This window comes from Streptomyces xanthochromogenes (assembly GCF_014650455.1).
Lineage (GTDB): Bacteria > Actinomycetota > Actinomycetes > Streptomycetales > Streptomycetaceae > Streptomyces > Streptomyces xanthochromogenes.
Genome location: NZ_BMUZ01000007.1, coordinates 286,427 through 310,161 on the forward strand (window position 1 = coordinate 286,427; position 23,735 = coordinate 310,161).

A 23,735-nucleotide genomic window follows, 5' to 3' on the forward strand; every position below is an offset into this window, starting at 1 on the left:
CAGATTAGCCGCCGATGTGCGCGCACCGTGCGGCGGATGGCTCCTGAGCGCCGCCACTGCGGATGGCCGGTTCCCGCCGCTGGAATCCCGGCGGTGCGGACTCCGGCGTTCGGCCGAATCGCCCAAGGGCCCGCGACCCTGACTGTTCGCCATACACGGAGGACAGTTTTCCGCCCGACAAAGGGGAGTTCACGCCAACTTCCCACCGCCGCTTCCTCACGCTCCGCCACTGGTGGATAACTTCATGCTGTCGCCGCCACACCGGGAGCACAGGGCACCCAGGGACTAGCGGCGCTGGGGCGTTACAGCTGTGGCCATCACAACTGAAGCATTCACCGTGCAGCCCTTCACACGAAGTTGCCACCACATATGGGACGAGGGCGATCACGTCCTCATCGGTGTGAGTCCGGGTAACAGCTATTTCAGCGCCGGCCGCATCACCGAACTCGTCCGTTGGGCTTCGGCACGGTTCTCCCGCATCGACATCGTGTACGCCGACCTCCATGTGGCCGATCTGTTCAGCGCGCTCGGCTACGAGCGGGACCACGCGGCCCGCCGCGCCTCCAAGGAGCTGAAGGCGGTACGCCGCAGGATTCTGCGCGGCATCGAGGACGCGGACCCGCAGGGCACTCCGGTCGATGTGCACGGGCTCTCGGAGTTCGCCGGGAACCCGGTGTACGAGCTGCTGCACCGCCGGGTGCGGCACTTCCTGTCCACCGACCCGCACTTCCGCGCGGGCTGTGAGCACATGGCGGCGCACTTCCTCGCCACGAAGGTCGGCGAACCCGCCGTGAGCGCGGAGCAGCTCTCCGCCTGCCTCGACTACATCGTCGCCGAGCTCCCCTTCTTCCTGGACACCCCGGGCATCCTCGGCGTCCCCTCCTCGGTGTCGTGCTACCACGCGCCGATCCCCCTGACCGAACTCCTCTACGCCAAGGGCGGCGGGCTCCGCGCCTCCCGCAACCAGGCCTACGCAGTGGTGCGCCCGGAAGGAACAGCCGCATGACCCCCGAGCCCGTACTCGACTTCCCGCTCTCGCGCCGCGGGGACGTGCTGCCCGAGGAGTGCACCTGGCTGCGCGAGAAGCAGCCCGTGGCCCGGGTCCGTACGCTCACCGGCGACCAGGCCTGGCTGGTGAGCAGTCACGCGCTGGCCAAACAGGTCCTGGAGGACGAGCGGTTCAGCCTCAAGGACACCGCCGCGCCGGGCGTCCCGCGCCAGTACGCGCTGACGATCCCGCCCGAGGTCGTCAACAACATGGGCAACATCAACAGCGCGGGCCTGCGCTCCGCCGTGATGAAGTCCCTGAGCCCGCGCGCCGACGGTCTCGTCGACCGGCTGCGCGAGCGGGCCGGGGAGTTCGTCGACGCGCTGCTCACCGAGGGCCCGCCGGCCGACCTCCGGGCGGGGTTCGCCGACCCCTTCTCGGCGGCGCTGCACTGCCAGGTGATCGGGGTTCCGTTCACGGACTGGCGGCGGCTGATGTCGGGCCTGGACACCGCGTTCATGACGAGCGCGCACGCCTTCGAAGGTGCCGGGCTCAACTGGTACAAGGACCTCGGGTACATGGTGGAGCGGCTGAACGCGCCCGATGTGCCGCCGGACAGCCTGCTCGGCCGGCTCGGAGCGCTGCGCGAGGACCGGGAGTCCGCGCATCTGACGGACGAGATGCTGGCCACGGTCGCGGTGTCCATGTTCGGCGCGGGCGCGGTCTCGACCTCCGCGTTCCTGAGCCTGGCGGTCCTGGCCCTGCTCCAGCACCCGGAGCTGATCGGCCATCTGCGCGAACACCCCGAGCGCATGGGCCGGGCCGTGGACGAACTGCTGCGCTGGAACCTGTCCATCGGCGACGGGCTGCCGCGGCTCGCCCTGGAGGACGTGCGCCTGGGTGAAGTCCTCGTCGAGAAGGGCGAGTTGGTGCTCGTCCTGGTCGAGGGCGCCAACTTCGACCCGGCGGTCTTCAGCGACCCCGAGCGCCTGGACCTCGACCGGGAGCACAACCCGCATCTGTCGTTCGGGGCCGGCCGGCACTTCTGCCCGGCCACGGGCCTCGGCCGGCTGCACGCGGAGACCGCGCTCTCGGTCCTGGTGGACCGGATGCCGGGGCTGCGCCTCGCGGTGCCGGCCGAGCAGCTGGTGTGGCGCACCGGCTTCATCAAGCGCCTGCCGGAGCGGCTGCCGGTGCTGTGGTGACCGGCGGGTGCCCCGGGGCCGGCGGGCCTCGGGGCACGTGGTGGCGGTGCGGACCGGGGCCGGCTCAGCGGAAGATGCCGGTGTGGCCGAGCGAGTACCGGCCAGGCTGGGGGTAGACGGCGAGGCCGTGCGGGCCCGAGCCGACGGGGATGCGGGCCAGCTCCTTGCCGGTGGCGGTGTCGATGGCGTACACCTCGGCGTTGTAGCGGCCGGACAGCCAGAGCACCTTGCCGTCGGCGGAGACGCCGCCCATGTCGGGGCTGCCGCCGTCCGGCAGTTCCCACTTCTTGGTGAGCTTGTCCTTGGTGAAGTCGAAGATGGAGATGGTGCCCTCGCCACGGTTGGAGATGTACATCTCCTTGGAGTCGCGGCTGATGTAGAGCCCGTGGCAGCCCTTGCCGGTGGGCAGCAGGACCGGCTTGTCGAACTTGTCGCCGTTCAGGACCCACATGCCGTGGGCCATCATGTCGGCCACGTAGAACGTCTTGCCGTCCGGGGACATCTTCACGTCCTGCGGCATCGCCCCGTCGAACGGCAGCTTCTGCTGGCCGACGATCTGCATCTTCTCGGTGTCGACCTTGAGCAGCTCGCCGGAGAACTCGCAGGAGACGATGAAGTACCGGCCGTCCATGGAGAAGTCCGCGTGGTTGACGCCCGCGCAGGTCACCGGGACGGTCTTGACCCGGTTCATGGTGACGGGGTCGCGGAAGACGAGCTCGCGGTCCATCGAGGCCATGACGATGGCGTACTTGCCGTTGGGCGTGAAGTACAGGTTGTACGGGTCGGAGACCTGCACGGTACGGCCGGTCTTGCCGGTCGCCGGGTCGATGGCGGTGAGCGAGTCGCCCAGGTCGTTGTTGACCCACAGCGTCTTCATGTCCCACGACGGCACGACGTGCTGCGGCTGGTGGCCGACCGGAATCGTCTCGATGACCTTGTACGTGGCAGGGTCGATCACGGACACCGTGTTGGAGTTGGTGTTGGGCACGTACACGCGCGGCAGGAAGTTCTTCACCGCGGGCTGCAGCGCGTTCGGCCGGTCCGCCGCGTAGGCGTCCTTGGGGTCGAGGACGGGCGGCATCCCGGGCAGGCCCTGCGGCACGGGCTTCTTGACGACGGCGGGCGGGAGCGCCGCCTTGGTGCTGAGCGCCTCGTCCTTGTGGTCGGCGCCCGAGCCGCAGCCGGCGAGGGCCGCGAGCAGGACGGCGGCGAGCAGCGCGGTGGTCGTCTTCGTTGCGGTCGGCATCAGATCAGCAGCTCCGTGGTCGTGACCGCGCGCAGTCGGCGGCGTTCCAGTTCGGCGAGTAGGACGGGCAGCGCGGCGACCGTGTCCGCATAGCCGAAGTGCAGGCTCACCACCGATCCGTTGCGGATCTGCCCGGTGACGTTGCGGGTCACGGCCGAGGCGCCGGGCGAGGTGAAGTCGAGCGAGTCGACGTCGTACGACAGGACGTGCGGGTAACCCGCCTGCCGGGCCAGTTTCTGAACGAGCGGCGTCGCGTACTGGGCACGGGAGGGGCGGAACCACGTCCCGATGGAGCCGGTGAGCCGGCGCAGGCGGTCCGCGCAGCCGGTGATCTCGGCGTACGCCTCCGACTCGTCCATGGTGGAGATGTCGATGTGGTGCTGGGTGTGGTTGCCCAGTTCGTGGCCGCCGTCCAGGATGCGGCGGGCCATCGCGGGCTGCTCGTCGAGCCAGCTGCCGACGGCGAGGACGGTGACGCGGGCACCGGCCTTCTCGGCCTCGCTGAGCAGGGTGGTGGCGATCTTCGGATCGCCCTGGCCGTGGAAGGTGAGGGCGACCTGCGGGCGGGCCCGGGGTCCGCTCTCGATCTGGACCGGCTGCCCGGGAAAGGCGCGGGGGGCCGGTGCGGGGCGGGACTTGCCGGGGCGGGCGGGGGCGGCGGCCGCCGCGGAGGCGGACGGCGGCGTCGGGGATTCGGCCGGCCGCGCGCCGCCCTTGTCGTCCGAGCAGCCCGTCGTGAATGCCCCCACGATGGCCGCGCCCGCCCCGGCCCGCAGGGCGCTGCGGCGGTCTACCGCACGGGGTGATGGATTCAGCACATGGACATTTAAGTGCGCCGAGGGTCGGTTGGTAACGATTGACCCACTTCAGGACCTTTGCGGGTCGCGTTGCCCGGGGCCGCTCGGGGGGCACCCAGGGCACTGATTCACTCAGGGGTCCCGATACTTATTCATGCTTTGGAAGGTGAGTGCTGTAGCTCACCTACGATTCACAGCTAAACTGTAATAGTTCATCCCGTTATGTCTGACTAAGGACTTTTGAGGATGGGGCGCCCATCTGTCATAGTCGGAGCCACGACCCCCATTGACCCGGGCCAGGTCGTCTTCAGTCGCCGTGGATCACACCCCCTTCGATCCGCGGCGCTCCACAGAAGCCCCCGCAGGCGCCGCAACCGGCAGCCAGGGGGCTTCTGTGATTCCCGGCCGTCGCGACCGGCGCCTCAGCGGTCGGCGACCCGCATCTCGAACCAGGTGGTCTTGCCGCGCGGCAGCAGATCCACGCCCCAGCGGTCGGAGAGCTTGTCGACGAGGAAGAGGCCCCGCCCGCTGACGTCGAGCTCGTGCACCGGCATCAGACAGGGCAGGCCGCGCGAGGGGTCGCGCACCTCGATCCGGATCCAGCCCCGGCGGCGCAGCATCCGCAGCCCGAAGACCCGGGCCCCGGTGTGCCGGACCGCGTTGCCGACGAGCTCGGAGACGAGCAGCACCGCATGTTCGGCGAGGGTCGGCGAGAGCGCCCACTGGCGCAGCACCACGGACTGGGTGATCCGGCGGGCCGTCGCCGCGGACTCCGGCCGCGACGGCAGCCGCACTTCTTCCTCCGTCGGATTACCGAACAACTCCAGCGCCTTCAGCGCCAGTTCGTCGTCGGCGGACGGCATCCAGCGTGCCGCGGTCGCACTCACGCGCTGCGCCGGTTGTTCCACACCCTCCAGCCCCGCCATGCCTCCATCATGGCGGCCCGGGGCGGCCTCCGGGGCGGTTCCGAAGGAATAGCGCCTCCGGAACCCGACGCTCCGGAGGCGCCGCTTGGCATATGTCAGGGGCAGTCCAGAGGCGACCACACCCCGTCCGACCTGCGATGACCTGCCGCGTTCGCTTGATCACCAAGCGTTCCGGAGAGGTTTTCCTTAAGGTGCCCTTAAGGCTGCGCTAATCCCCCCACAGGGTGTACACATCACCATCACATGTACAGCCGTCGTCGACCCAGCGCCCTCAACTTCCCTGCGCTCAAAGGAACTTGGCCTTGCCCGGGCCCTCCTCGACGAAGCTGCGCATGCCCCGCTCACGGTCCTCGGTGGCGAACAGGCCCGCGAACCAGTTGCGTTCGACGGCGAGGCCCGTGTCGATGTCCGCCTCCAGACCCGTGTCGATGGACTCCTTGGCGGCGCGCAGCGCGATCGCCGGGCCCTGCGCAAGGCGCGCGGCCCAGGCGTGGGCCCGCTCGTACACCTCGGCGGCCGGCACCACCTGGTCGACGAGGCCCATGGCGAGCGCCTCGTCCGCCTTCACCTGGCGGCCGGTGAAGATCAGGTCCTTCGCCTTGGACGGGCCGACCAGCCGGGCCAGGCGCTGGGTGCCACCCGCGCCCGGGATCAGGCCGAGCAGGATCTCGGGCTGGCCGAGCTTGGCGCTGTCGCCGGCGATGCGGAAGTCGGCGCACAGCGCCAACTCGCAGCCGCCGCCGAGCGCGTAGCCGGTGACGGCCGCCACGACGGGCTTGGGGATCCGGGCGACGGCGGTGAAGGACTCCTGCAGCGCCCGGCCGCGCACGACCATCGCCGCGTGGTCCATCGCCTGCATTTCCTTGATGTCCGCGCCCGCCGCGAACAGCTTCTCGCCGCCGTACAGGACCACCGCCCGCACGTCGTCGCGCCGGGCCGCCTCCTCGGCCAGCTCGCGCAGCCGGTCCTGCGTCGCGACGTCGAGCGCGTTCATCGGGGGGCGGTTCAGGCGGATGGTGCCGACGCCCTCGGAGACTTCCAGGTTCACAGTCATGAAGGCAGGTTAACGGCCACTAACGGCAACGGACCCGGTGCTGTCGCTCACAGCACCGGGTCCGTCGGGGTCGGTTCGGGCCTACTTGGTCCACTCCGACCAGGAGAGGTTCCAGCCGTTGAGACCGTTGTCGGCCTGGATGACCTTGTCCTTGGAGTTCTTCACGACGACCACGTCGCCGATCAGGGAGCTGTTGTAGAACCAGGCGGCCGGCGTCGACGGGTCGCCCGCGCCGCGTGCGTCGCGCAGGCCGACGCAGCCGTGGCTGGTGTTGGCCGAGCCGAACACCGACGGGTCGCCCCAGTAGTTGCCGTGGATGAAGGTGCCCGAGCTGGACAGGCGCATCGCGTGCGGCACGTCCTTGATGTCGTACTCGCCGCCGAAGCCGACGGTGGCGCCGTTCATGCGCGTCACCTCGAACTTCTCACTGATGACCATCTGCCCGTTGTACGTGGTGTTCTGCGGGGAGCCCGCGCTGATCGGGATGGTCTTCAGGAGCTTGCCGTCGCGCTCCACCTTCATGGTGTGGGCGCTCGCGTCGACGGTGGAGACCTGGGAGCGGCCGATGGTGAAGTGGACGGTGCGGGTCTGCTTGCCGTAGACACCGGGCCGGCCCTCGACACCGTCCAGGTTCAGCTTGACGGTGACCTTGGTGCCGGGCGCCCAGTAGTTCTCGGGGCGGAAGTCGAGGCGGTCGTTGCCGAACCAGTGGCCCTCGACCGGGACGGACGGCTCGGCCGTCACGGTGATCGCCTTCTCGACCGCGTCCGGGTTGGTGATGCCCCGGCTGAAGTTGATGGAGACCGGCATCCCGACGCCGACGGTGGAGCCGTCCTCGGGCACGTACTGGCCGATGAAGGTGTTCTTCGGGACGAGCGTGGTGAACGTGGTGTCCTTGGCGGACTCGCGGCCCTTGGCGTCCTTGGCGACCGCGTGGACCTTGTACTGCGTGGCGGAGGCGAGGTGCTGGTCCGGGACCCAGCCGAGGCCGTCCGCGGATATCTTCCCGGCGACCGCGTTGCCCTTGCTGTCGGCGACCGCGACGGCGGTCAGCCTGCCCTTGTCGGCGGATATCTTCAGTGCGCCGTTGGTGGCGACGTCCTTGGCGTTGTCCGCCGGGACGACGTCGACCACGGCCTCGGACGCCTTGGTGTCCTCGGTGGCGCCCGCGCTGCCGGCCTTCGACTTGGATCCGCCGTCGCCTCCGCCGCACGCGGTGACGAGGAGCAGCAGCGCCCCGCATATGAGGGCCAGCACTGCGCTGCCCCGACGACCGCTCCGTCCGGCCGCGGCCCCCGAAATAGGCTGCCCGTTCAAGACTTTCTCCCCTCGCACGGCGTGGCCCCGCCACCGCCCGCACTCACTCACCCCCGCGCACGTCCTCGCGCGCACGGCGCTAGATAATCACACCGAACCGGCCCCGATCTCCCCCTCCCATGTCACCGTTCAGTCCCAAGTTTTCCTGGAACTCTCAGGTGAAACACAGGAACCGTTCCCGGTTGGTTAACCGGGAACGGTCATGGGGCCGTGCGTTCGAGGGTGCGGGGCCCAGAAGGTCCTCAGGGGGCCTCAGCGGGCCTCAGCGGGTCCTCGGCAGATCCGCGGGCGGCTCTCAGGAGATGGCGGAGCCCGCCTTCCACTTCGCCCAGTCCAGGTTCCAGCCACTGAGCCCGTTGTCCGGAGCGACCTCGCGGTCATGGGAGTTGACGACCTCGACCACGTCGCCGATGAGGGTGCGGTCGAAGAACCAGCCCGCCGGGGTGTCCGAGCTGCCGCCCTTCACGTCCCGCAGTCCGACACAGCCGTGGCTGGTGTTGGAGTTGCCGAAGGTGCTGGAGGGAGCCCAGTAGTTTCCGTGCAGGAAGGTGCCGGTGTTGGTGAGCCGGATGGCGTGCGGCACGTCCGGGATGTCGTACTCCCCGCCGAACCCGACGGTCTGGCTGTTCATCCGCGTCACGTCGTACATCTCGGTGACGATCATCTTCCCGTTGTACGTGGTGTTCTTCGGCGACCCCGCGGAGATCGGCAGCGTCGACACCAGTTCGCCGCCGCGCCGCACCTCCATGGTGTGCGCCTCGGCGTCCACCAGGGACTCCTGGTCGCGCCCCACGGTGAAGCCGATCGTCTTGTCCTGGATGCCGTAGACGTCGGGGGCCGCGAGCACATCGCGCAGCCGCATGTCGACGGTGACCTTGGTGCCGGGCACCCAGTACTTCTCGGGCCGGAAGTCGAGCCGGTCCTTGCCGAACCAGTGGCCGCGCACCTGCACGGGGGGCTGCGAGGTGATCCTGATGGCGCGCTCGACGGCCGCCTTGTCCTTGATCCCCTGGTTGAAGTTGAACGACACGATCATGCCGACGCCCACCGTCGAGCGGTTCTCCGGCTTGAAGTACCCGATGAAGCGGTGCTCGGGCACGAGGGTGGCGAAGCTGGTGTGCCGGGCCTGGCGGCGGCCGTGGCCGTCGAGCGCCACGGTGTCCACCGTGTAGAGGGCCGCCAGCTGCAGCGCGCCCCCGGTCGGCGTCCAGGTCAGCCCGTCCTCGGAGATCTTCCCCGGTACCTCCTCGGGCTGCGCGTCCTCCGTCTTCATGACCTTGACCCGTTCCAGGCGCCCGCCCGGCACCCGCACCTCCACCTTCTGGTCCGCCTTGACTCCCTTGGCCCCGTCGTCCGGGGTCACCAGGATGGCCTCCTGCGGCGTCAACGGCTTGCCGCCGATGTCGCCGATGTCCAGGGCGCCGCCCGAGCACCCGGTCAGCGCGGTCACCAGGACCGCCGTCAGTCCTGCCCATGCCAGGGCGGCGGCCGTGCCCGCCCCTGCCCGCTTCAGTACGTCTCTCACGACCGGCCCAACGACCGCCCCCCGCCGGGGGAAACGTGAGTACGAGGGCTGTTGCGGGAAGAACAGGTGCAGAGACGCGCAGGGAAGCCGCGGCCGGGACGCCGCTGCCGCCCCCGCGCCGAGCCGCGGGAGGCCGTCAGGTGTCGAGCGCAGCCGAACAGAAGGCAGTGCAAAGTGCCGTGGGCGGCGCCCCCGGTACGGAGGGGTCCCGCACGGTGAACGGCCACCGGGGTGAACCGGGAGCCCTGCGCCCCCCGGTCTGGCCGGGCGCCCCCACGCCGCTGGGCGCCCGCTTCCGGGTCGGCCCGGACGGGGTCGCGGGCACCAACTTCGCGCTGTGGGCGGGAGGCGCCGAATCGGTGGAGCTGTGCCTGTTCGACGCGGCGGGCACCGAGACCCGGCTCGTCCTCACCGAGCTGACCCATGAGATCTGGCACGGCTTCGTCCCCGGGGTGCGCCCCGGGCAGCGGTACGGATTCCGGGTGCACGGGCGCTGGGACCCGTGGACGGGGGCCCGTTGGAACCCGGCGAAGCTGCTGCTCGACCCGTACGCGCGCGCCGTGGACGGCGACTTCGTGCTGCCGCCCGAGGTGTACGGGCACGTACGGGACTGGCCGCAGCAGCAGGTCGCCGACACCGTGCGCGACGACCGCGACTCGGCGCCGCACGTCCCCAAGGGCGTGGTGGTGCAGGACGACGACGACTGGGCCGACGACCGCCGCCCCAAGACGCCCTGGTCCGACTCCGTCATCTACGAACTGCACGTACGCGGCTTCACCCGGCTGCACCCGGACATCCCCGAACCGCTGCGCGGCACCTACGCCGGGCTCGCGCACCCGGCCGCGATCGACCACCTGGTGCGGCTCGGGGTCACCGCGGTCGAGCTGCTTCCGGTGCACCAGTTCGCGCACGAGGACCATCTGCTGCGGCGGGGCCTGAAGAACTACTGGGGCTACAACTCGATCGGCTACTTCGCGCCGCACGCCGGCTACTCGGCGAGCGGCACCGCGGGACAGCAGGTCGGCGAGTTCAAGCGGATGGTGCGGGCACTGCACGAGGCGGGCATCGAGGTGATCCTCGACGTGGTCTACAACCACACCGCCGAGGCGAGCGAGATGGGGCCGACGCTGTCCCTGCGCGGCATCGACAACCGCGGCTACTACCGCCTCCAGGCGGACGCCCGGCGCTACGCCGACTACACCGGCTGCGGCAACACCCTGCACGTGGTCCAGCCCCATGTGCTGCGCCTGATCACCGACTCGCTGCGCTACTGGGTCACCGAGATGGGGGTGGACGGCTTCCGGTTCGACCTCGCGGCGGCGCTGGCCCGCTCGATGCACGACGTCGACATGCTGTCGCCCTTCCTAGCGGTGATCGCCCAGGACCCGGTGCTGCGCCGCGTGAAGCTGATCGCCGAACCGTGGGACGTGGGCAACGGCGGCTACCAGGTGGGTGCCTTCCCGCCGCTGTGGACCGAGTGGAACGACCGCTACCGGGACGCGGTACGGGACTTCTGGCGGGGCGCGCTGCCGGACATGCGCGACCTCGGCTACCGCCTCTCGGGCTCCAGCGACCTGTACGCCTGGGGCGGCCGGCGCCCGTACGCGTCCATCAACTTCATCACCGCGCACGACGGCTTCACGCTGCGGGACCTGGTGTCGTACGAGCGCAAGCACAACGAGGCCAACGGCGAGGGCAACCGGGACGGCACCGACGACAACCGGGCCTGGAACTGCGGGGTGGAGGGCGAGACCGACGACCCGGAGGTCAACGCGCTCCGCCGGCGCCAGCTGCGGAACCTGCTCACCACCCTGCTCGTGTCGACGGGCGTGCCGATGCTGGTCGCGGGCGACGAGATGGGCCGCACCCAGGGCGGCAACAACAACGCGTACTGCCAGGACGGCGAGGTGAGCTGGCTCGACTGGTCGCTCCTGGAGCAGCCGGGCGCGCGCGGCCTGCTCGAACTGGCCGCCCGGCTGGTCGAGTTGAGGCACCGTCACCCGGTCCTGCGGCGACGCGCCTTCTTCTCCGGACGGGCCCAGGGGGCGGACGGTCTCCGCGACCTGGCCTGGTTCACGGCGCGCGGCGAGGAGATGACCGAACGGGACTGGTACGCGCCCGCAGCGACCCTCGGCCTGTATCTGTCGGGGCGCGACATCCCGGGGCGCGACGCCCGGGGCGCGCCGGTGACCGACGACAGCTTCCTGATCCTGCTGCACGCGTCGGACCGTCCGGCGGACTGCGTCCTGCCGGGCCCGCCGTGGGCCGCCGCCTACGAGCTGGTCGTGGACACCTCACGGGAGGACCAGGCCGAGCCGCCGGGAGTGGTGCACCGGGGCGGCGAGATGGTGACGCTTCCGGCCCGCTCGGTGCTGGTCCTGAAGGTGGCGGAGTAGGGAGTGGGCCGGCGGTTAGCCGAGGATCTTGCGGTCGTACGCCACCGCCACCGCGGCCGCCCGGTCCTTGACGCCCAACTTGCCGTAGATATGGGTGAGATGGGTCTTCACCGTGGCCTCGCTGATGAACAGGGCGCGGGCGATCTCCCGGTTGGAGGTGCCCTTGGCGACCAGTTCGAGGACCTCGCGCTCGCGGCCGGAGAGCGGTTCGCCCGCGGGTACCGCGGGCGTGCGGACCGCCGTGACCAGACGTGAGGCGACGGCCGGGGAGAGGACCGTGCGGCCCGCCGCGGCGGCCCGGACCGCGGTGAACAGCTCCTCCCGCGGGGCGTCCTTGAGGAGGTAGCCGGTGGCCCCCGCCTCGATCGCGGGCAGGGTGTCGGAGTCGGTGTCGTACGTGGTGAGGACGAGGACCTTGGAGCGCAGTCCACGCCGGGTGAGCTCGGCGATGGCGGCCACTCCCCCGCCGCCCGGCATGCGCAGGTCCATCAGGACGACGTCGGGGTCGAGCCGCTCGGCGAGGTCGACGCCCGCCACGCCGTTGGAGGCCTCACCGAGGACCTCGAAGCCGTCGGCGGAGGCGAACATGCCGCGCAGACCGTCCCGCACTACGGGGTGGTCGTCGCAGATCAGGAGGGTGATGGTGGCGTCAGTGGTCATGGGGCACCAACGGTACGCGGGCCGAGACCGCGGTGCCATGGCCGGGCTCCGACTCCACGGTGACGCTGCCCGCGATGCGTTCGGCGCGGGCCCGCATTCCGTCCAGGCCGAAGCCACCGGTGCCCGAGCGGGCGGGCAGGCCGAGCGGGTCGAAGCCGCGGCCGTCGTCACGGACGTCCAGGGAGACCTCGTCGCCCATGAAGGAGAGGGTCACGCCGATCCGCGAGGCGTGGGCGTGGCGGCTCGCGTTGGCGAGGGCCTCCTGCGCGATGCGCAGCAGGGTGGCCTCGATCTCGTCGTGGAGCTGGACGGCGGTGCCGGTCACGGTGAAGTCGGCACGCACCCCGTGCCGGGTGCCCCATTCGGCGACGGTCTTCTTCAACGCCTCGTGCAGCAGGTCGTGTTCGAGGTCGAGCGGGCTGAGGTTCTGCACCGAACGGCGGGCCTCGCCGAGGCTGTGCCGGGCCAGCGCCTGGGCGCTGGCGAGGTGTTCGCGCACCAGGGCGGGGTCCTTGCTGCTGGTGACCACCTGGAGCTGGGCGATGATCCCGGCCAGGCCCTGGGCGATGGTGTCGTGGATCTCGGCGGCGAGCCGGCGCCGCTCGTCGGCGACGCCCGCCTCCCGTGCCTGGAGCAGGAGTTGGGCGTGCAGGGCGGCGTTCTCGTCGAGGGCCTGCTGAAGCCGGGCGTTGGTGGTCTCCAGGGCGGCGATGGTCTCCACCTGGACCCGGGAGCGCTCGTCCTCCTGGGCGGCGAGGTGGCTGAACACCGTGAGCAGGACGCAGTTGATGACGAGCACCGCGCCGAACACCACCCAGCCCATGGTCCCCTTGGGCGGCAGGCCGCCGGACTGCGACCCGGCCATGGTGACGGCGGTCGCGACCAGACCGATCCGCACCAGGCGCCGGGGCAGCACCGCCTGGGCACCGAAGTAGCCGCAGACGGCGAAGAAGGCGAAGAACGGATTGAGCCAGGTGAGCGCGAAGGCGAGACCCCAGCGCAGGAAGTAGTAGACGGCCCCCGCCGCGCTCGGCCCCGGCCGGGCACGGCGCCACCGGTCCCAGCAGACCTGGAGCACGAGGGCGCCGCCGACCAGGCAGAGGGCGGCCCGGCGGGCGTCCGGGCTCATCAGCAGGTCGGCGGTGGCGGCCGCGGCGAGGCAGCCGATGAACAGCAGGCCGAAGGGGCCCCAGCGGTGGAACACCTCCCAGCGTTCCTCCACCAGGTCCCGCTTCACCTCGTTCGCCCCGTCGCTCATGGCACCAGTCTCGTCCACGTCGAAGCGGCCGCCGGTACCGCCCCAGCGGGCGATCGCCGTCATTCCCACCGGAACCAGCGGGACGCGGCGGCCGAGAGCAGCACGGTCCACAGGGCCAGGACGCCGATGTGGTCCCAGCCCGGCCAGCTGCCGGCCGCGGCCTCGGTGAGGGCCTGGGCGGCGGCGCCGAAGGGCAGCAGCTCCACGATGCGGCCGAGCGTGTCGGGCATGGCCTGGACGGGCAGCCACACACCGGCGCTGAACATCATCGGGAAGAACACCGCGGAGCCGATGGCGTTGGCGACCTTGGAGGTGCGCGAGAGCGCGGAGACCAGGGCGCCGAGGGCGAGCGCGCTCAGAACGGCGAGCAGCAGCGCGAAGGCGTAGCCGAACAGCTGGTGCGGCAGCGCCACCTGGAAGGCGAGCCGGCCCACCGTGAGGGAGAGGACCGCGGAGATCACCGCGGCCACCCCGTGCAGCCCCATCTGGGCGCCGAGCAGGGCGGAGGGGCGCACGGGGGTGACCGACATCCGGCGCAGGATGCCCCGCTCGCGGTACCCGGTGATGACCGGCGGCATCGCCTGGAGCCCGGCCATGATCATGGAGAGGAGCACGGCGACGGGGACGTACGCGTCCACGAAGCGGATGCCGCCGAGGGCCTTGTCCGGGTCGCGGAAGCCCGGGATCGAGCCGAGCACGACCAGCAGGACGGTCGGGAAGACCATGATCCAGAACAGTCCGGCGGGCTCGCGCCGGAAGAGCGTGGCCTCGGTCTTCAGTACCGCGGCGGCGGCCCGGCGCGGGGGCCGGGCGGCACGGGCGGGGCGCGGCGGGGTGAGGGTGGTGGTCATGCCGAGGCCTCCGTCAGGTCCAGGAACGCGTCGTCGAGGGTGGCCTCGGAGACGCGGAGTTGGTGGGCGGTGATGTGGTGCCGGGCGAGCAGGGTGATCACGGCGTTGACGGTCTCGTCGGTGCCGTGGATGGTCACCCGACCCTGCTTCTCCTCCACGGCGGCGGCCTGCGGCAGCTCGGTGAGTGCGAGGTCGTCGAGCGGGGCCGAGGGGGTGAAGGAGATGACGGTGGAGCCCGCCGCGCGCCGGATGAGGCCCGAAGGGGTGTCCAGGGCGGCGATCCGCCCCTTGTCGATCACGGCGATCCGGTCGCAGAGGCGCTGGGCCTCCTCCATGAAGTGGGTGACCAGGAGGACCGTGACACCGCCGCGGCGTACGTCCTCGATCAGTTCCCAAGTGTCACGGCGGGCCCGCGGGTCGAGCCCCGTGGTCAGCTCGTCGAGCACCACCACACGCGGATTGCCGATGAGGGCGAGCGCGATGAACAGGCGCTGCTTCTGGCCGCCGGACAGCTTGGCGAAGCGGGTGCCGAGCTTCTCGGCGAGCCCGAGGCGTTCGGCGAGGGGTCGCCAGTCGGCCGGGTCGGAGTAGAAGGAGGCGTACAGCTCCAGGGATTCGCGCACGGTGAGCTTGGGCTGGAGCTCGCTCTCCTGGAGCTGGGCGCCCAGGATGCGGGTCACCCGGTCGTGGTCGGCGACCGGGTCGTACCCGGCCACCCGGATCGTCCCGGCGTCCGGGACGCGCAGCCCCTCGATGCACTCGACGGTGGTGGTCTTGCCCGCGCCGTTGGGGCCGAGGATTCCGAAGATCTCCCCCTCCTCGACGGCAAAGCTGACGTCGTCGACAGCGGGCCTGCGGCCGTACGCCTTGCGCACTGCGTTGACTTCGATGATTGCCATGCCATGAGAATCCCGGTCGGCGGGGGTCCGCCACATCGCCCATCGCGCTCGACCCCGCATCAACCGATCGGTTGATGAGCGGTACGACCCCCTGCGTTCGCGCGGTCCTAGGACCAGCGGACCAGCGGGGCCCGGCCGAAACTCGGTGGGCACTGTCAGTGCCCGTCCGTAGGCTCGGCCCTGATGTCCGAAACACATGCAGCTATCAAGGACCAGTCGGCCACGCGCTCACTCCTGAGGCTCTGGCCGTATGTACGCCCCATACGAACGCGCCTGTTCAGTGCGGCATTTGTGGCCATTGTCGCCTCCTGTCTCGGTCTGGTGATCCCGCTCGTCCTGAAGTGGATCGTCGACGGCCCGGTGGCCGAGCACGACCCCGGCGGGGTGTGGCTCGGCGCGCTGTACCTGCTGCTGCTCGGCCTCGCGGAGGCAGCGCTCTTCGGGTACCGGCGGTGGCTGGTGGCGCGGCCGCTCGCGCGCGTCGAGGCCGAGATGCGGGCCGATCTGTACCGGCACGTACAGCGCCTTCCGGTCTCCTTCCACGACCGGTGGGCCTCGGGCCAGCTCCTGTCGCGCGGCACCACGGACCTGATGCTGCTCCGGATGTTCCTGGCGTTCCCGCTGACCTTCCTGGTCGTCAACGCGGTCACGATCCTGGCCGGGTTCGCCATCCTGCTCTCCCAGCAGTGGAGCCTCGGCCTGGTGCTGCTCGTGCCGGTGATCCCACTGGTGATCCTCTGCTCGCTCTTCGAGACCCGCTATTCGCTGGTCGCCCGGCAGGCCCAGGACCAGGTGGGCGATCTGACGACGGTCGTCGAGGAGAGCGTGCTCGGCATCCGCATCATCAAGGGGTTCGGGCAGCACCGCAGCCAGGCACTGGCCTTCCGCGAGCTCTCCCGGCGGCTGCGCGGCACCGAGCTCGCGAAGGCACGGCTGCTCGCCGGACTGTGGGGCCTGATCACCACGATCCCCGAACTCGCCATCGGCGCTGCCCTGGTGCTCGGCACGGTGCAGGTGGCCGACGGCGACCTCTCGGCCGGGACGCTCGTGGCGTTCCTGTCCACGGCGCTCGCCCTGCGCTGGCCGGTCGAGTCGATCGGGTTCCTGCTCGCGATGAGCCAGGAGTCGGCGACGGCGACGGCCCGCTTCTTCGAGGCGATGGACGCGCAGGAGGAGGCGGAGGCGCCGGGCGCCTCCACCAGCCACTCCTCGGGGGAGTTGCCCCCGGGTGCCCCCCAAGGGGCTGCGCCCCTGGAACCCCTGGAACCCCTGGAGCCACCTCGGGGCTCCGCCCCGGGACCCGCCTCCGCCGCTGCTTCGCCTGCGGACCGTGCACCGGGGGCGCTGCCCCCGGACCCCCGCTCCTCAAACGCCGGAGGGGCTGAATTGCTGCCCGCCGGGGCCGAGTTGGGAGCCGTCGATCAGGCGGCCGGCATCCGGTTCGAAGGGGTCACCTTTCGGTACCCCGATGCCGCCGACGGCAGCGCGCCCGTCCTGTCCCGCATCGATCTGCACATACGGCCCGGCGAGACCATGGCCCTCGTCGGCGGCACGGGCTCGGGCAAGACCACGCTCACCGCGCTCGTGCCGCGGCTGCACGAGGTCAGCGGCGGACGGATCACGCTGGACGGCGAGGACATCGCGCACATGACGCGGGAGCGGCTGCGCGGGCTCGTCTCCGTGGCGTTCGAGGAACCCACCCTCTTCTCGACCTCCGTCGGCGACAACGTCGCGATGGGCGGCGGGAGTCCGGACGATCTGGAGCGGGCGCTCGACATCGCACAGGCCCAGTTCGTCCGGCGGCTGCCGCAGGGCGTGGACACCCAGGTCGGCGAGCAGGGGCTGAGCCTGTCCGGCGGGCAGCGGCAGCGGCTCGCGCTGGCCCGCGCGGTCGTGGGGCGGCCGAGGTTCCTGATCCTCGACGACCCCCTGTCGGCCCTGGACGTCCACACCGAGGCGCTGGTCGAGGCGGCGCTGCGCCGGGTGCTCCAGGACACCACCGCGCTCGTCGTCGCGCACCGCCCCTCCACCGTGCTGCTCGCCGACCGGGTCGCGCTGCTGTCGGAGGGACGCATCACCGCCGTCGGCACCCACCAGGAACTGCTGCGGAGCAACGCCGAATACGCCTGGCTGATGTCCGGCGCCGATGACCGGCACGACGAGGGGGAGGACGGGCGATGACGACGACCGTCGGGGAGCAGAAGACCACGGGCGAGAAGGAGTCGAAGCCCGCCGGGGACGGTGATCCCTTCGACCGGGACGAGCTGCCCGCACCCCCCGGGGCGACCAGGGCGCTGCTCGGCTCGCTGCTGCGCCCGCTGCGCCGGGGCGTGGTGCTCGCGACGCTGATGCTGGTGGTGCAGCAGGCCGCGGCCCAGGCGGGACCGCTGCTCGTGGCGTACGCCATCGACCGGGGCGTCCCCGCGTTCCGGGCGCACGACTACGGCCCGCTGACCGTCGTCGGCGCCGGCTACCTGGTGTGCGCGCTGGCCTCCGGGTTCTTCCAGTACGCGTTCGTCAGGGCCTCGGCCGTCGTCAACCAGGACGTACTGCTCGACCTGCGCGGACGGATCTTCCGGCAGGCCCAGGCGCTGAGCGTGGACTTCCACGAGCGCTACACCTCCGGCCGGCTCATCTCCCGGTCCACGACCGACGTCGAGTCGCTGCGCGAGCTGCTCAGCGAAGGCCTTCAGGAGCTGATCGGGGTGATCCTCTCCTCGGTCTACATCTGCGCGATGCTGCTCTGGCTCGACTGGGGCATCGGCGCGCTCGCCGTCGCCTCCTACCTGCCCCTGCACTTCCTGATCCGGCGCTACCAGCGCCGCGCCGGGGTCGTGTACGCGGCCCGTTCCACGGCGATCGCCGCCGTGATCGTCAAGTTCGCCGAGACGCTCAACGGCATCCGGCCGGTGCAGGCGTTCCGGCGCGAGCGCGCGAACGACGCCGAGTTCAAGGAGCTGAACCAGCGCCACGAGCGGACCAACGGCGACGCGCTCCTGGAGATGGCCCGCTATGTGGTGGGCTCCCGGCTCACCGCCAACGTCGCGGTCGCCGCGATGGTCCTGTGGGGCGCCACGCGGGTCGCGGACGGCGACCTCGAACTCGGCGTGCTCGCGGCCGCGGTGCTGTACCTGCGCCGCCTGTACGACCCCATCGACCGGCTCGGCATGTTCCTCAACTCCTACCAGTCGGCGGCCGCGTCCCTGGAGAAGGTCGCGGGGCTGCTCGCCCAGACGCCGTCGGTCCCGGAACCGGCCCGGCCGACCCCGCTGCCCGTGTCGGCGGGCGAACTCCCGGGTCGCCGGGTCGACTTCGAGGGCGTCGGCTTCGGCTACCGCACCGGCGGCGAGGTGCTGCCCCGCTTCGACCTGACCATCCCGGGCGGCCAGACCGTCGCCGTGGTCGGCTCGACGGGCGCGGGCAAGTCCACCCTCGCCAAGCTCCTGGCCCGCTTCTACGACCCGACGGCCGGCCGGGTCCTGCTCGACGGGACGGATCTGCGCGAGCTGTCCGTACGGGACCTGCGGCGCGGCGTCGTCATGGTCACCCAGGAGGCGTTCCTGTTCTCCGGCACGGTCGCCGAGAACATCGCGATCGGCCGTCCGGACGCCACCCGGGCCGAGATCGAACAGGCCGCGAAGGCGATCGGCGCGCACGACTTCATCGCGAGCCTGCCGGACGGCTACGACACCGACGTACGCAAGCGGGGCGGCCGCATCTCGGCCGGGCAGCGCCAACTGGTCGCCTTCGCACGGGCGTTGCTCGCCGACCCGGCCGTTCTGATCCTCGACGAGGCGACCAGCTCGCTGGACGTCCCGGGCGAGCGGGCGGTGCAGCGCGCCATGCACACCGTCCTCAACGGGCGTACGGCGGTGGTGATCGCGCACCGGCTCTCCACGGTCGAGATCGCGGACCGGGTCCTGGTGATGGAGCAGGGCCGGATCGTCGAGGACGGCTCCCCCGCCGACCTCATCGCCGGCACCGGCCGCTTCGCCGACCTGCACCGCGCCTGGCGCGACAGCCTCGCCTGACCGCACCGGAGGAACCGAGAGCCCGCCCCCACCTGCGCATTTCCGGTACCTGCCGGGCGGCGGCGGGCACCGGGTTCGTAGGATCGGGGACGTGGCAACGGGGACGAGTACCAACTGGGCGGCGCCGACGGAGACGGAGTGGCTGCTGCACACGGCGGGCCTGCGCGGCGACGTGGCGGCGCAGGTGCGGGCGCTCGCCCGCGAAGAGCTCTACATCGCGGCGCCGAAGGCCGAGGTCGACGCCCGGCCCGACCTGATCCGCTGGCCCTCCTACCGGGACGCGTCCGGCCGGCTGAGCAGGCCGGTGCTCACCCGGGGGATGCTGCCGCCGTGGCATCCGGACTGGGTGTTCCACGGGGTGTCCCTGCGCTGGATCGCCGACTCGGGCCTCCTGGACGGGCGGACGCTGCTCGCGGTCAACGCGGGCACCCCGGCCCAGGCCGTCCTGGCCACCGGGCCCGACGACCTCGCCCATTGGCGCCGGCTCCATGTGGAGGTCGAGCGCCCGGACCGGCTCATCGGCCTGCGCCACGGCGCGCTGCGCGGCCCGCTGGCGTACGGGCTGGCCTGCGGAGCGCAGCTGGCGCTCAGCAATGACGTCCCGTGGAACGAGGTGGGCTCCGTCTACCGGGACTACACCGAGCAGCTCCGCATGCTGCGCGAATCGTGGGGCATCACCGAACGGGCGCACTGGCAGCAGCAGTTGGACGCCCTGCTCGACGCGCGCAACAGCCCGGCGGAGCCCGATTTCGTCCTGCGCGTACGCGAGGAGCTGCGTGCCGGTCTCGACGAGGCACCGCCCGCCGAGCTGTGGCGCGAGACGGCCGCCGGGCACGCCCAGGACATCGGGGTGGGCCATGACGCCGTCCGGGAGATCGAGGAGCTGGTGCGGCGCATCATCCGCTACGAGGCCCGGTTCCGGGCGGACGGGCTGCTGCCGCCGGACGGCCGGGTCACCACCGCCGTCGCCTACGACTACGGGCGGGCCGTGAACCTGGCGCGCTGGGGGCTCGCGGCCCGGTTCTGCACCCCGCACGAGGCCGAGCAGGCGATCGTGCACGCGGGGGCCCTGAGCAGGTCGGCGTACCGGTCCTGGGAGGGCTTCTCGGCGGCGTACGCGCTCGGGCGGGTGCTGCGCTTCGACGGGGAGTCGTACGGGAGTTACTACCGGGGGAACCTGACCGCGCACCGCATCCTCACCGAGCACGAGGCCAGCCCCTGGCGCAACATCCCCTGGCGCTGAGGCCGCGGCGGCGGGCGCTCGGGCGGGGCGCCGGGGGGGGTGGGCTCAGGCGCCCACGGTGCCGTCGATGCCCTCGCGCAGAAGGTCGGCGTGGCCGTTGTGGCGGCCGTACTCCAGGATCATGTGCAGCATCACCATGCGCAGCGACACGTCCTCGCCCCAGCGCGGCTGAACGGCCACGAGGTCGAGGGACTCGGCCTCGCGCTCGACCTTGCGGGAGTGCTCGACCTCGGCCTCCCAGGCGGCGAACGCCTCGGCGCGGGTGGAGCCGCTCGCGTCGTAGGCGGCCTGGAAGTCGACCTTGTCCGACCACACCATCGGAGCGTCGTGATCCTCGAACACCCGCCGGAACCAGGCCCGTTCGACCTCGGCCATGTGCCGGACGAGGCCGAGCAGGGACAGGGTGGACGGAGGCATCGACTGCCGCCGCAACGCGTCGTCGTCGAGCCCCTCGCACTTCATGGCGAGCGTCGTGCGGTGGTAGTCGAGGAACGCGCGCAGGGTTTCTCGTTCGTCGCCGCAGTGGGGCGGGCCTATGCGGGGGTCGTTCATGGGGGGCTCCTCGTACGTTTCCGTTCCGGCCGCCGAACAGTACCCGCCCCGGGCCCCTGGGGCTCCGCCCCGGACCGCGTGCGCGCCTGAACGGCGCTCGTCCTCAAGCTCCCCCAAGGCGTTGAGGGTTAGGGGGACCCCCTGACGGGCTGAAGATGCCCGCACTGGCCCGCACCGATCCCGCCAGGGGCGCGGGGAACTGCGCGACCAGCCACGGACAGCCCGTACCGTCACCACCGCCCCGCCCAGCGTCTCGCGCGCCGCGCCCGGCGCGTGGGCCATGCCGTGGCGGTACACCACCGCCCCGATCCAGGACACCGGAGTCTCCAGCGAGCAGTGGATGGACCGCAACGGGGGGCGGTTTGCGGCCATCGTGTCGGGGGGCGGCTACCCGGTCCTGGCCACCATCCTCGAACACGAGCCGTTCGAGCTGGACTTGGACTCGCTCTTCGGGTTCGGGCTGGCCCGACTCCTCGACGGCGTCGACGCACACATCCGTGAAACGTCCGCTTAACGAACGGCGACCTTCGGACAACGGACGGTTTTCGGCCAACTTCTTGACGCGCTCCTGACACCGGTTCTCCACTGCTGGCACTCTTCCCCCGTTCCACGCACGAAGTTTTCACGCAGCACATCTCGTTGCCGCACATGCTCCGCTTTGCTCTGCCCGGCCGGCCCCACCCAGTCGACCGGAACCCCCTCGCAGAAGGAGTTCGCGTGAGATCCACGCATCGTCGTCGTGCCACCGCCACCGGCGCCCTGATCGCCGCAGCCGCCATGCTCAGTGTCGGCGTCCAGGCAGGTAGCGCCAGCGCACGCCCCGACGACTCCGCGGCCGCCGCGGCCGTGAAGGCCCAGGCAGTACGCAACACGGGCGCCCTGCCCGCGAGTCTCACCCCCTCCCAGCGTGCCGAGCTCATACGCCAGGCCACGGCCACCACGGCGGCCACGGCCAAGGACCTCGGTCTCAGCTCGCAGGAGAAGCTCGTCGTCCACGACGTGTCCAAGGACCAGGACGGCACGGTCCACACCCGTTACGAGCGCACCTACCAGGGTCTGCCCGTGCTCGGCGGCGACCTGATGGTCGACACCGCGGCCGGCAAGACCAAGGACGTGCTCAAGGCGAACAACGCCCAGCTCCAGGGCGTCTCCACCGCCGCCCCCGCGAGCGCACCGGCCACCGCCGAGGGCCAGGCCCTCAAGGCCGCGAAGGCCGCGGGCTCGAAGGCCGGCAAGGCCGACAGCGCCCGCAAGGTCATCTGGATGGTCAAGGGCGCGCCGACCCTCGCGTACGAGACGGTCGTGGGCGGGCTGCAGGACGACGGCACCCCGAACCAGCTGCACGTCATCACGGACGCCAAGACGGGCGCCAAGCTGCACCAGTGGCAGGGCATCGAGACCGGTGTCGGCAACACCCGCTACAGCGGCCAGGTCACCCTCAACACGACGAAGTCCGGGTCGAACTACACCCTGACCGACGCGACGCGGGGCAACCACAAGACGTACAACCTGAACCACGGCTCCTCCGGCACCGGTTCGCTGTTCACCCAGACCACCGACACCTGGGGCGACGGCACCAACTCCAACGCCGCGACCGCGGGTGCGGACGCCGCCTACGGCGCGGGCGCGACCTGGGACTTCTACAAGAACGTCTTCGGCCGCTCCGGCATCCGGGGCGACGGCGTCGGCGCCTACTCCCGCGTCCACTACGGCAACGCGTACGTCAACGCGTTCTGGGACGACAGCTGCTTCTGCATGACGTACGGCGACGGCACGGGCAACAACGACCCGCTGACCGCGCTCGACGTGGCCGGCCACGAGATGTCGCACGGCGTCACCGCCGCGACCGCGGGCCTGGAGTACGCGGACGAGTCGGGCGGTCTGAACGAGGCCACCTCCGACATCTTCGGCACGTCGGTGGAGTTCTACGCGAACAACGCGTCGGACCCGGGCGACTACCTCATCGGCGAGAAGATCAACATCAACGGTGACGGCACCCCGCTGCGCTACATGGACAAGCCGAGCAAGGACGGCGGCTCCGCGGACAGCTGGTACTCCGGCGTCGGCAACCTGGACGTCCACTACTCCTCGGGCCCGGCGAACCACTGGTTCTACCTGGCCTCCGAGGGCAGCGGCACCAAGGTCATCAACGGCGTCACCTACAACTCGCCGACCTCCGACGGCCTTCCGGTCACCGGCATCGGCCGGGACAAGGCGCAGCTGATCTGGTACAAGGCGCTGACCACCAAGTTCAACTCCAGCACGGACTACGCAGGGGCCCGCGCGGGCACCATCGCCGCGGCGACCGAGCTGTACGGCGCGAACAGCGCCGAGGTCAACAACATCACCGACGCGTGGGCGGCCATCAACGTCGGCGCCCGCCACGGCGGCGGCACCGACCCCGGTGGCAAGGTCTTCGAGAACACGGCCAGCGTGGCCATCCCGGACTACCCGGGTGCCGCGGTGACCTCGCCGGTGACCGTCTCGGGCATCACCGGCAACGCACCGGCCGCCCTCCAGGTCGGCGTGAAGATCACGCACACCTACATCGGTGACCTCCAGATCGACCTGGTGGCCCCGAACGGCACCTCGTACCGTCTGCAGAGCTCTTCCTCGGACTCGACGAAGAACCTCAACAAGACGTACACCGTCAACGCCTCCGCCGTCGCGGCCAACGGCGTGTGGAAGCTGAAGGTCCAGGACAAGGCGCGGCAGGACGTCGGCACCATCACCGACTTCAAGCTCACCTTCTGACCAGGCGGCTGGCCGGAAAGTGAAGGTGCCCGG

At 71.1% G+C, this 23,735-nt stretch carries 19 protein-coding genes; 8 read left to right on the forward strand and 11 right to left on the reverse strand.

The window, feature by feature from the left end; all coding sequences use genetic code 11:
* The first annotated feature begins 337 nt into the window (after positions 1–337).
* Entirely contained in the window at positions 338–1,006 is a 669-nt protein-coding gene (locus tag IE267_RS20295) for a tRNA-dependent cyclodipeptide synthase (protein ID WP_229861338.1), read from the forward strand.
* On the forward strand, positions 1,003–2,193 hold the full coding sequence (locus IE267_RS20300; protein ID WP_189764168.1) for a cytochrome P450: 1,191 nt from the start codon (positions 1,003–1,005) through the stop codon (positions 2,191–2,193). Before IE267_RS20295 ends, IE267_RS20300 begins: the two co-directional genes overlap by 4 nt.
* Before the next feature lie 64 nt (positions 2,194–2,257).
* Here IE267_RS20300 and IE267_RS20305 read toward each other — a convergent pair whose 3' ends face one another.
* The 6 genes from IE267_RS20305 to IE267_RS20330 all read right to left on the reverse strand — a co-directional run bounded on the left by IE267_RS20305 (position 2,258) and on the right by IE267_RS20330 (position 9,058).
* Positions 2,258–3,439, reverse strand: coding sequence for a YncE family protein (locus tag IE267_RS20305; protein WP_189764169.1), 1,182 nt, complete (start codon positions 3,437–3,439; stop codon positions 2,258–2,260).
* Positions 3,439–4,254 (reverse strand): polysaccharide deacetylase family protein, encoded by an 816-nt coding sequence (locus tag IE267_RS20310; protein WP_189764235.1) that lies wholly within the window; start codon positions 4,252–4,254, stop codon positions 3,439–3,441. The genes IE267_RS20305 and IE267_RS20310 overlap by 1 nt, the downstream gene beginning before the upstream one ends.
* A 404-nt stretch (positions 4,255–4,658) precedes the next feature.
* Positions 4,659–5,267 carry an ATP-binding protein gene (locus IE267_RS20315; protein ID WP_189764236.1) on the reverse strand — a complete coding sequence of 203 codons (609 nt, stop codon included), beginning with the start codon at positions 5,265–5,267 and terminating at the stop codon, positions 4,659–4,661.
* Positions 5,268–5,448: 181 nt separating this feature from the next.
* Entirely contained in the window at positions 5,449–6,216 is a 768-nt protein-coding gene (locus IE267_RS20320; protein ID WP_189764170.1) for an enoyl-CoA hydratase/isomerase family protein, read from the reverse strand.
* Between the two features lie 81 nt (positions 6,217–6,297).
* Complete coding sequence (locus IE267_RS20325) at positions 6,298–7,533, reverse strand: L,D-transpeptidase (protein WP_167156758.1); 1,236 nt, start codon at positions 7,531–7,533, stop codon at positions 6,298–6,300.
* A 295-nt stretch (positions 7,534–7,828) separates the two neighbouring features.
* On the reverse strand, positions 7,829–9,058 hold the full coding sequence (locus IE267_RS20330; protein WP_189764171.1) for a L,D-transpeptidase: 1,230 nt from the start codon (positions 9,056–9,058) through the stop codon (positions 7,829–7,831).
* A gap of 140 nt (positions 9,059–9,198) precedes the next feature.
* Here IE267_RS20330 and glgX point away from each other — a divergent pair, with 140 nt between their 5' ends.
* Positions 9,199–11,454 carry a glycogen debranching protein GlgX gene (glgX, locus tag IE267_RS20335; RefSeq protein WP_189764172.1) on the forward strand — a complete coding sequence of 752 codons (2,256 nt, stop codon included), beginning with the start codon at positions 9,199–9,201 and terminating at the stop codon, positions 11,452–11,454.
* A 15-nt stretch (positions 11,455–11,469) separates the two neighbouring features.
* Here the strand turns inward: glgX and IE267_RS20340 are convergent, their stop codons facing one another.
* From IE267_RS20340 to IE267_RS20355, 4 genes are read right to left on the reverse strand one after another with little or no spacing between them, the layout of a single operon-like run.
* Positions 11,470–12,114: a response regulator gene (locus IE267_RS20340; RefSeq protein ID WP_167156762.1), complete on the reverse strand. Its 645-nt coding sequence runs from the start codon at positions 12,112–12,114 to the stop codon at positions 11,470–11,472.
* Positions 12,104–13,372 (reverse strand): sensor histidine kinase, encoded by a 1,269-nt coding sequence (locus IE267_RS20345; RefSeq protein WP_189764237.1) that lies wholly within the window; start codon positions 13,370–13,372, stop codon positions 12,104–12,106. Before IE267_RS20345 ends, IE267_RS20340 begins: the two co-directional genes overlap by 11 nt.
* 59 nt (positions 13,373–13,431) lie before the next feature.
* Positions 13,432–14,223 carry an ABC transporter permease gene (locus tag IE267_RS20350; protein WP_167156764.1) on the reverse strand — a complete coding sequence of 264 codons (792 nt, stop codon included), beginning with the start codon at positions 14,221–14,223 and terminating at the stop codon, positions 13,432–13,434.
* Positions 14,220–15,122 (reverse strand): ABC transporter ATP-binding protein, encoded by a 903-nt coding sequence (locus tag IE267_RS20355; RefSeq protein ID WP_189764173.1) that lies wholly within the window; start codon positions 15,120–15,122, stop codon positions 14,220–14,222. The genes IE267_RS20350 and IE267_RS20355 overlap by 4 nt, the downstream gene beginning before the upstream one ends.
* A gap of 183 nt (positions 15,123–15,305) precedes the next feature.
* Here IE267_RS20355 and IE267_RS20360 point away from each other — a divergent pair, with 183 nt between their 5' ends.
* The 3 genes from IE267_RS20360 (at position 15,306) to IE267_RS20370 (ending at position 20,396) form a co-directional block, all read left to right on the forward strand.
* Entirely contained in the window at positions 15,306–17,303 is a 1,998-nt protein-coding gene (locus tag IE267_RS20360; RefSeq protein WP_189764174.1) for an ABC transporter ATP-binding protein, read from the forward strand.
* Positions 17,300–19,153, forward strand: coding sequence for an ABC transporter ATP-binding protein (locus IE267_RS20365; RefSeq protein WP_189764175.1), 1,854 nt, complete (start codon positions 17,300–17,302; stop codon positions 19,151–19,153). Before IE267_RS20360 ends, IE267_RS20365 begins: the two co-directional genes overlap by 4 nt.
* A gap of 91 nt (positions 19,154–19,244) precedes the next feature.
* Positions 19,245–20,396, forward strand: a complete 1,152-nt coding sequence (locus IE267_RS20370; RefSeq protein WP_229861339.1) for a DUF1266 domain-containing protein — start codon at positions 19,245–19,247, stop codon at positions 20,394–20,396.
* 45 nt (positions 20,397–20,441) lie between these two features.
* Here IE267_RS20370 and IE267_RS20375 read toward each other — a convergent pair whose 3' ends face one another.
* Positions 20,442–20,948: a DinB family protein gene (locus IE267_RS20375; protein WP_167156773.1), complete on the reverse strand. Its 507-nt coding sequence runs from the start codon at positions 20,946–20,948 to the stop codon at positions 20,442–20,444.
* Positions 20,949–21,228: 280 nt separating this feature from the next.
* Between IE267_RS20375 and IE267_RS20380 the strand changes: the two genes are divergently transcribed.
* Entirely contained in the window at positions 21,229–21,462 is a 234-nt protein-coding gene (locus IE267_RS20380) for a TetR/AcrR family transcriptional regulator C-terminal domain-containing protein (RefSeq protein WP_189764176.1), read from the forward strand.
* Between the two features lie 203 nt (positions 21,463–21,665).
* Positions 21,666–23,702, forward strand: coding sequence for a M4 family metallopeptidase (locus tag IE267_RS20385; RefSeq protein ID WP_189764177.1), 2,037 nt, complete (start codon positions 21,666–21,668; stop codon positions 23,700–23,702).
* Positions 23,703–23,735: the final 33 nt, after the last annotated feature.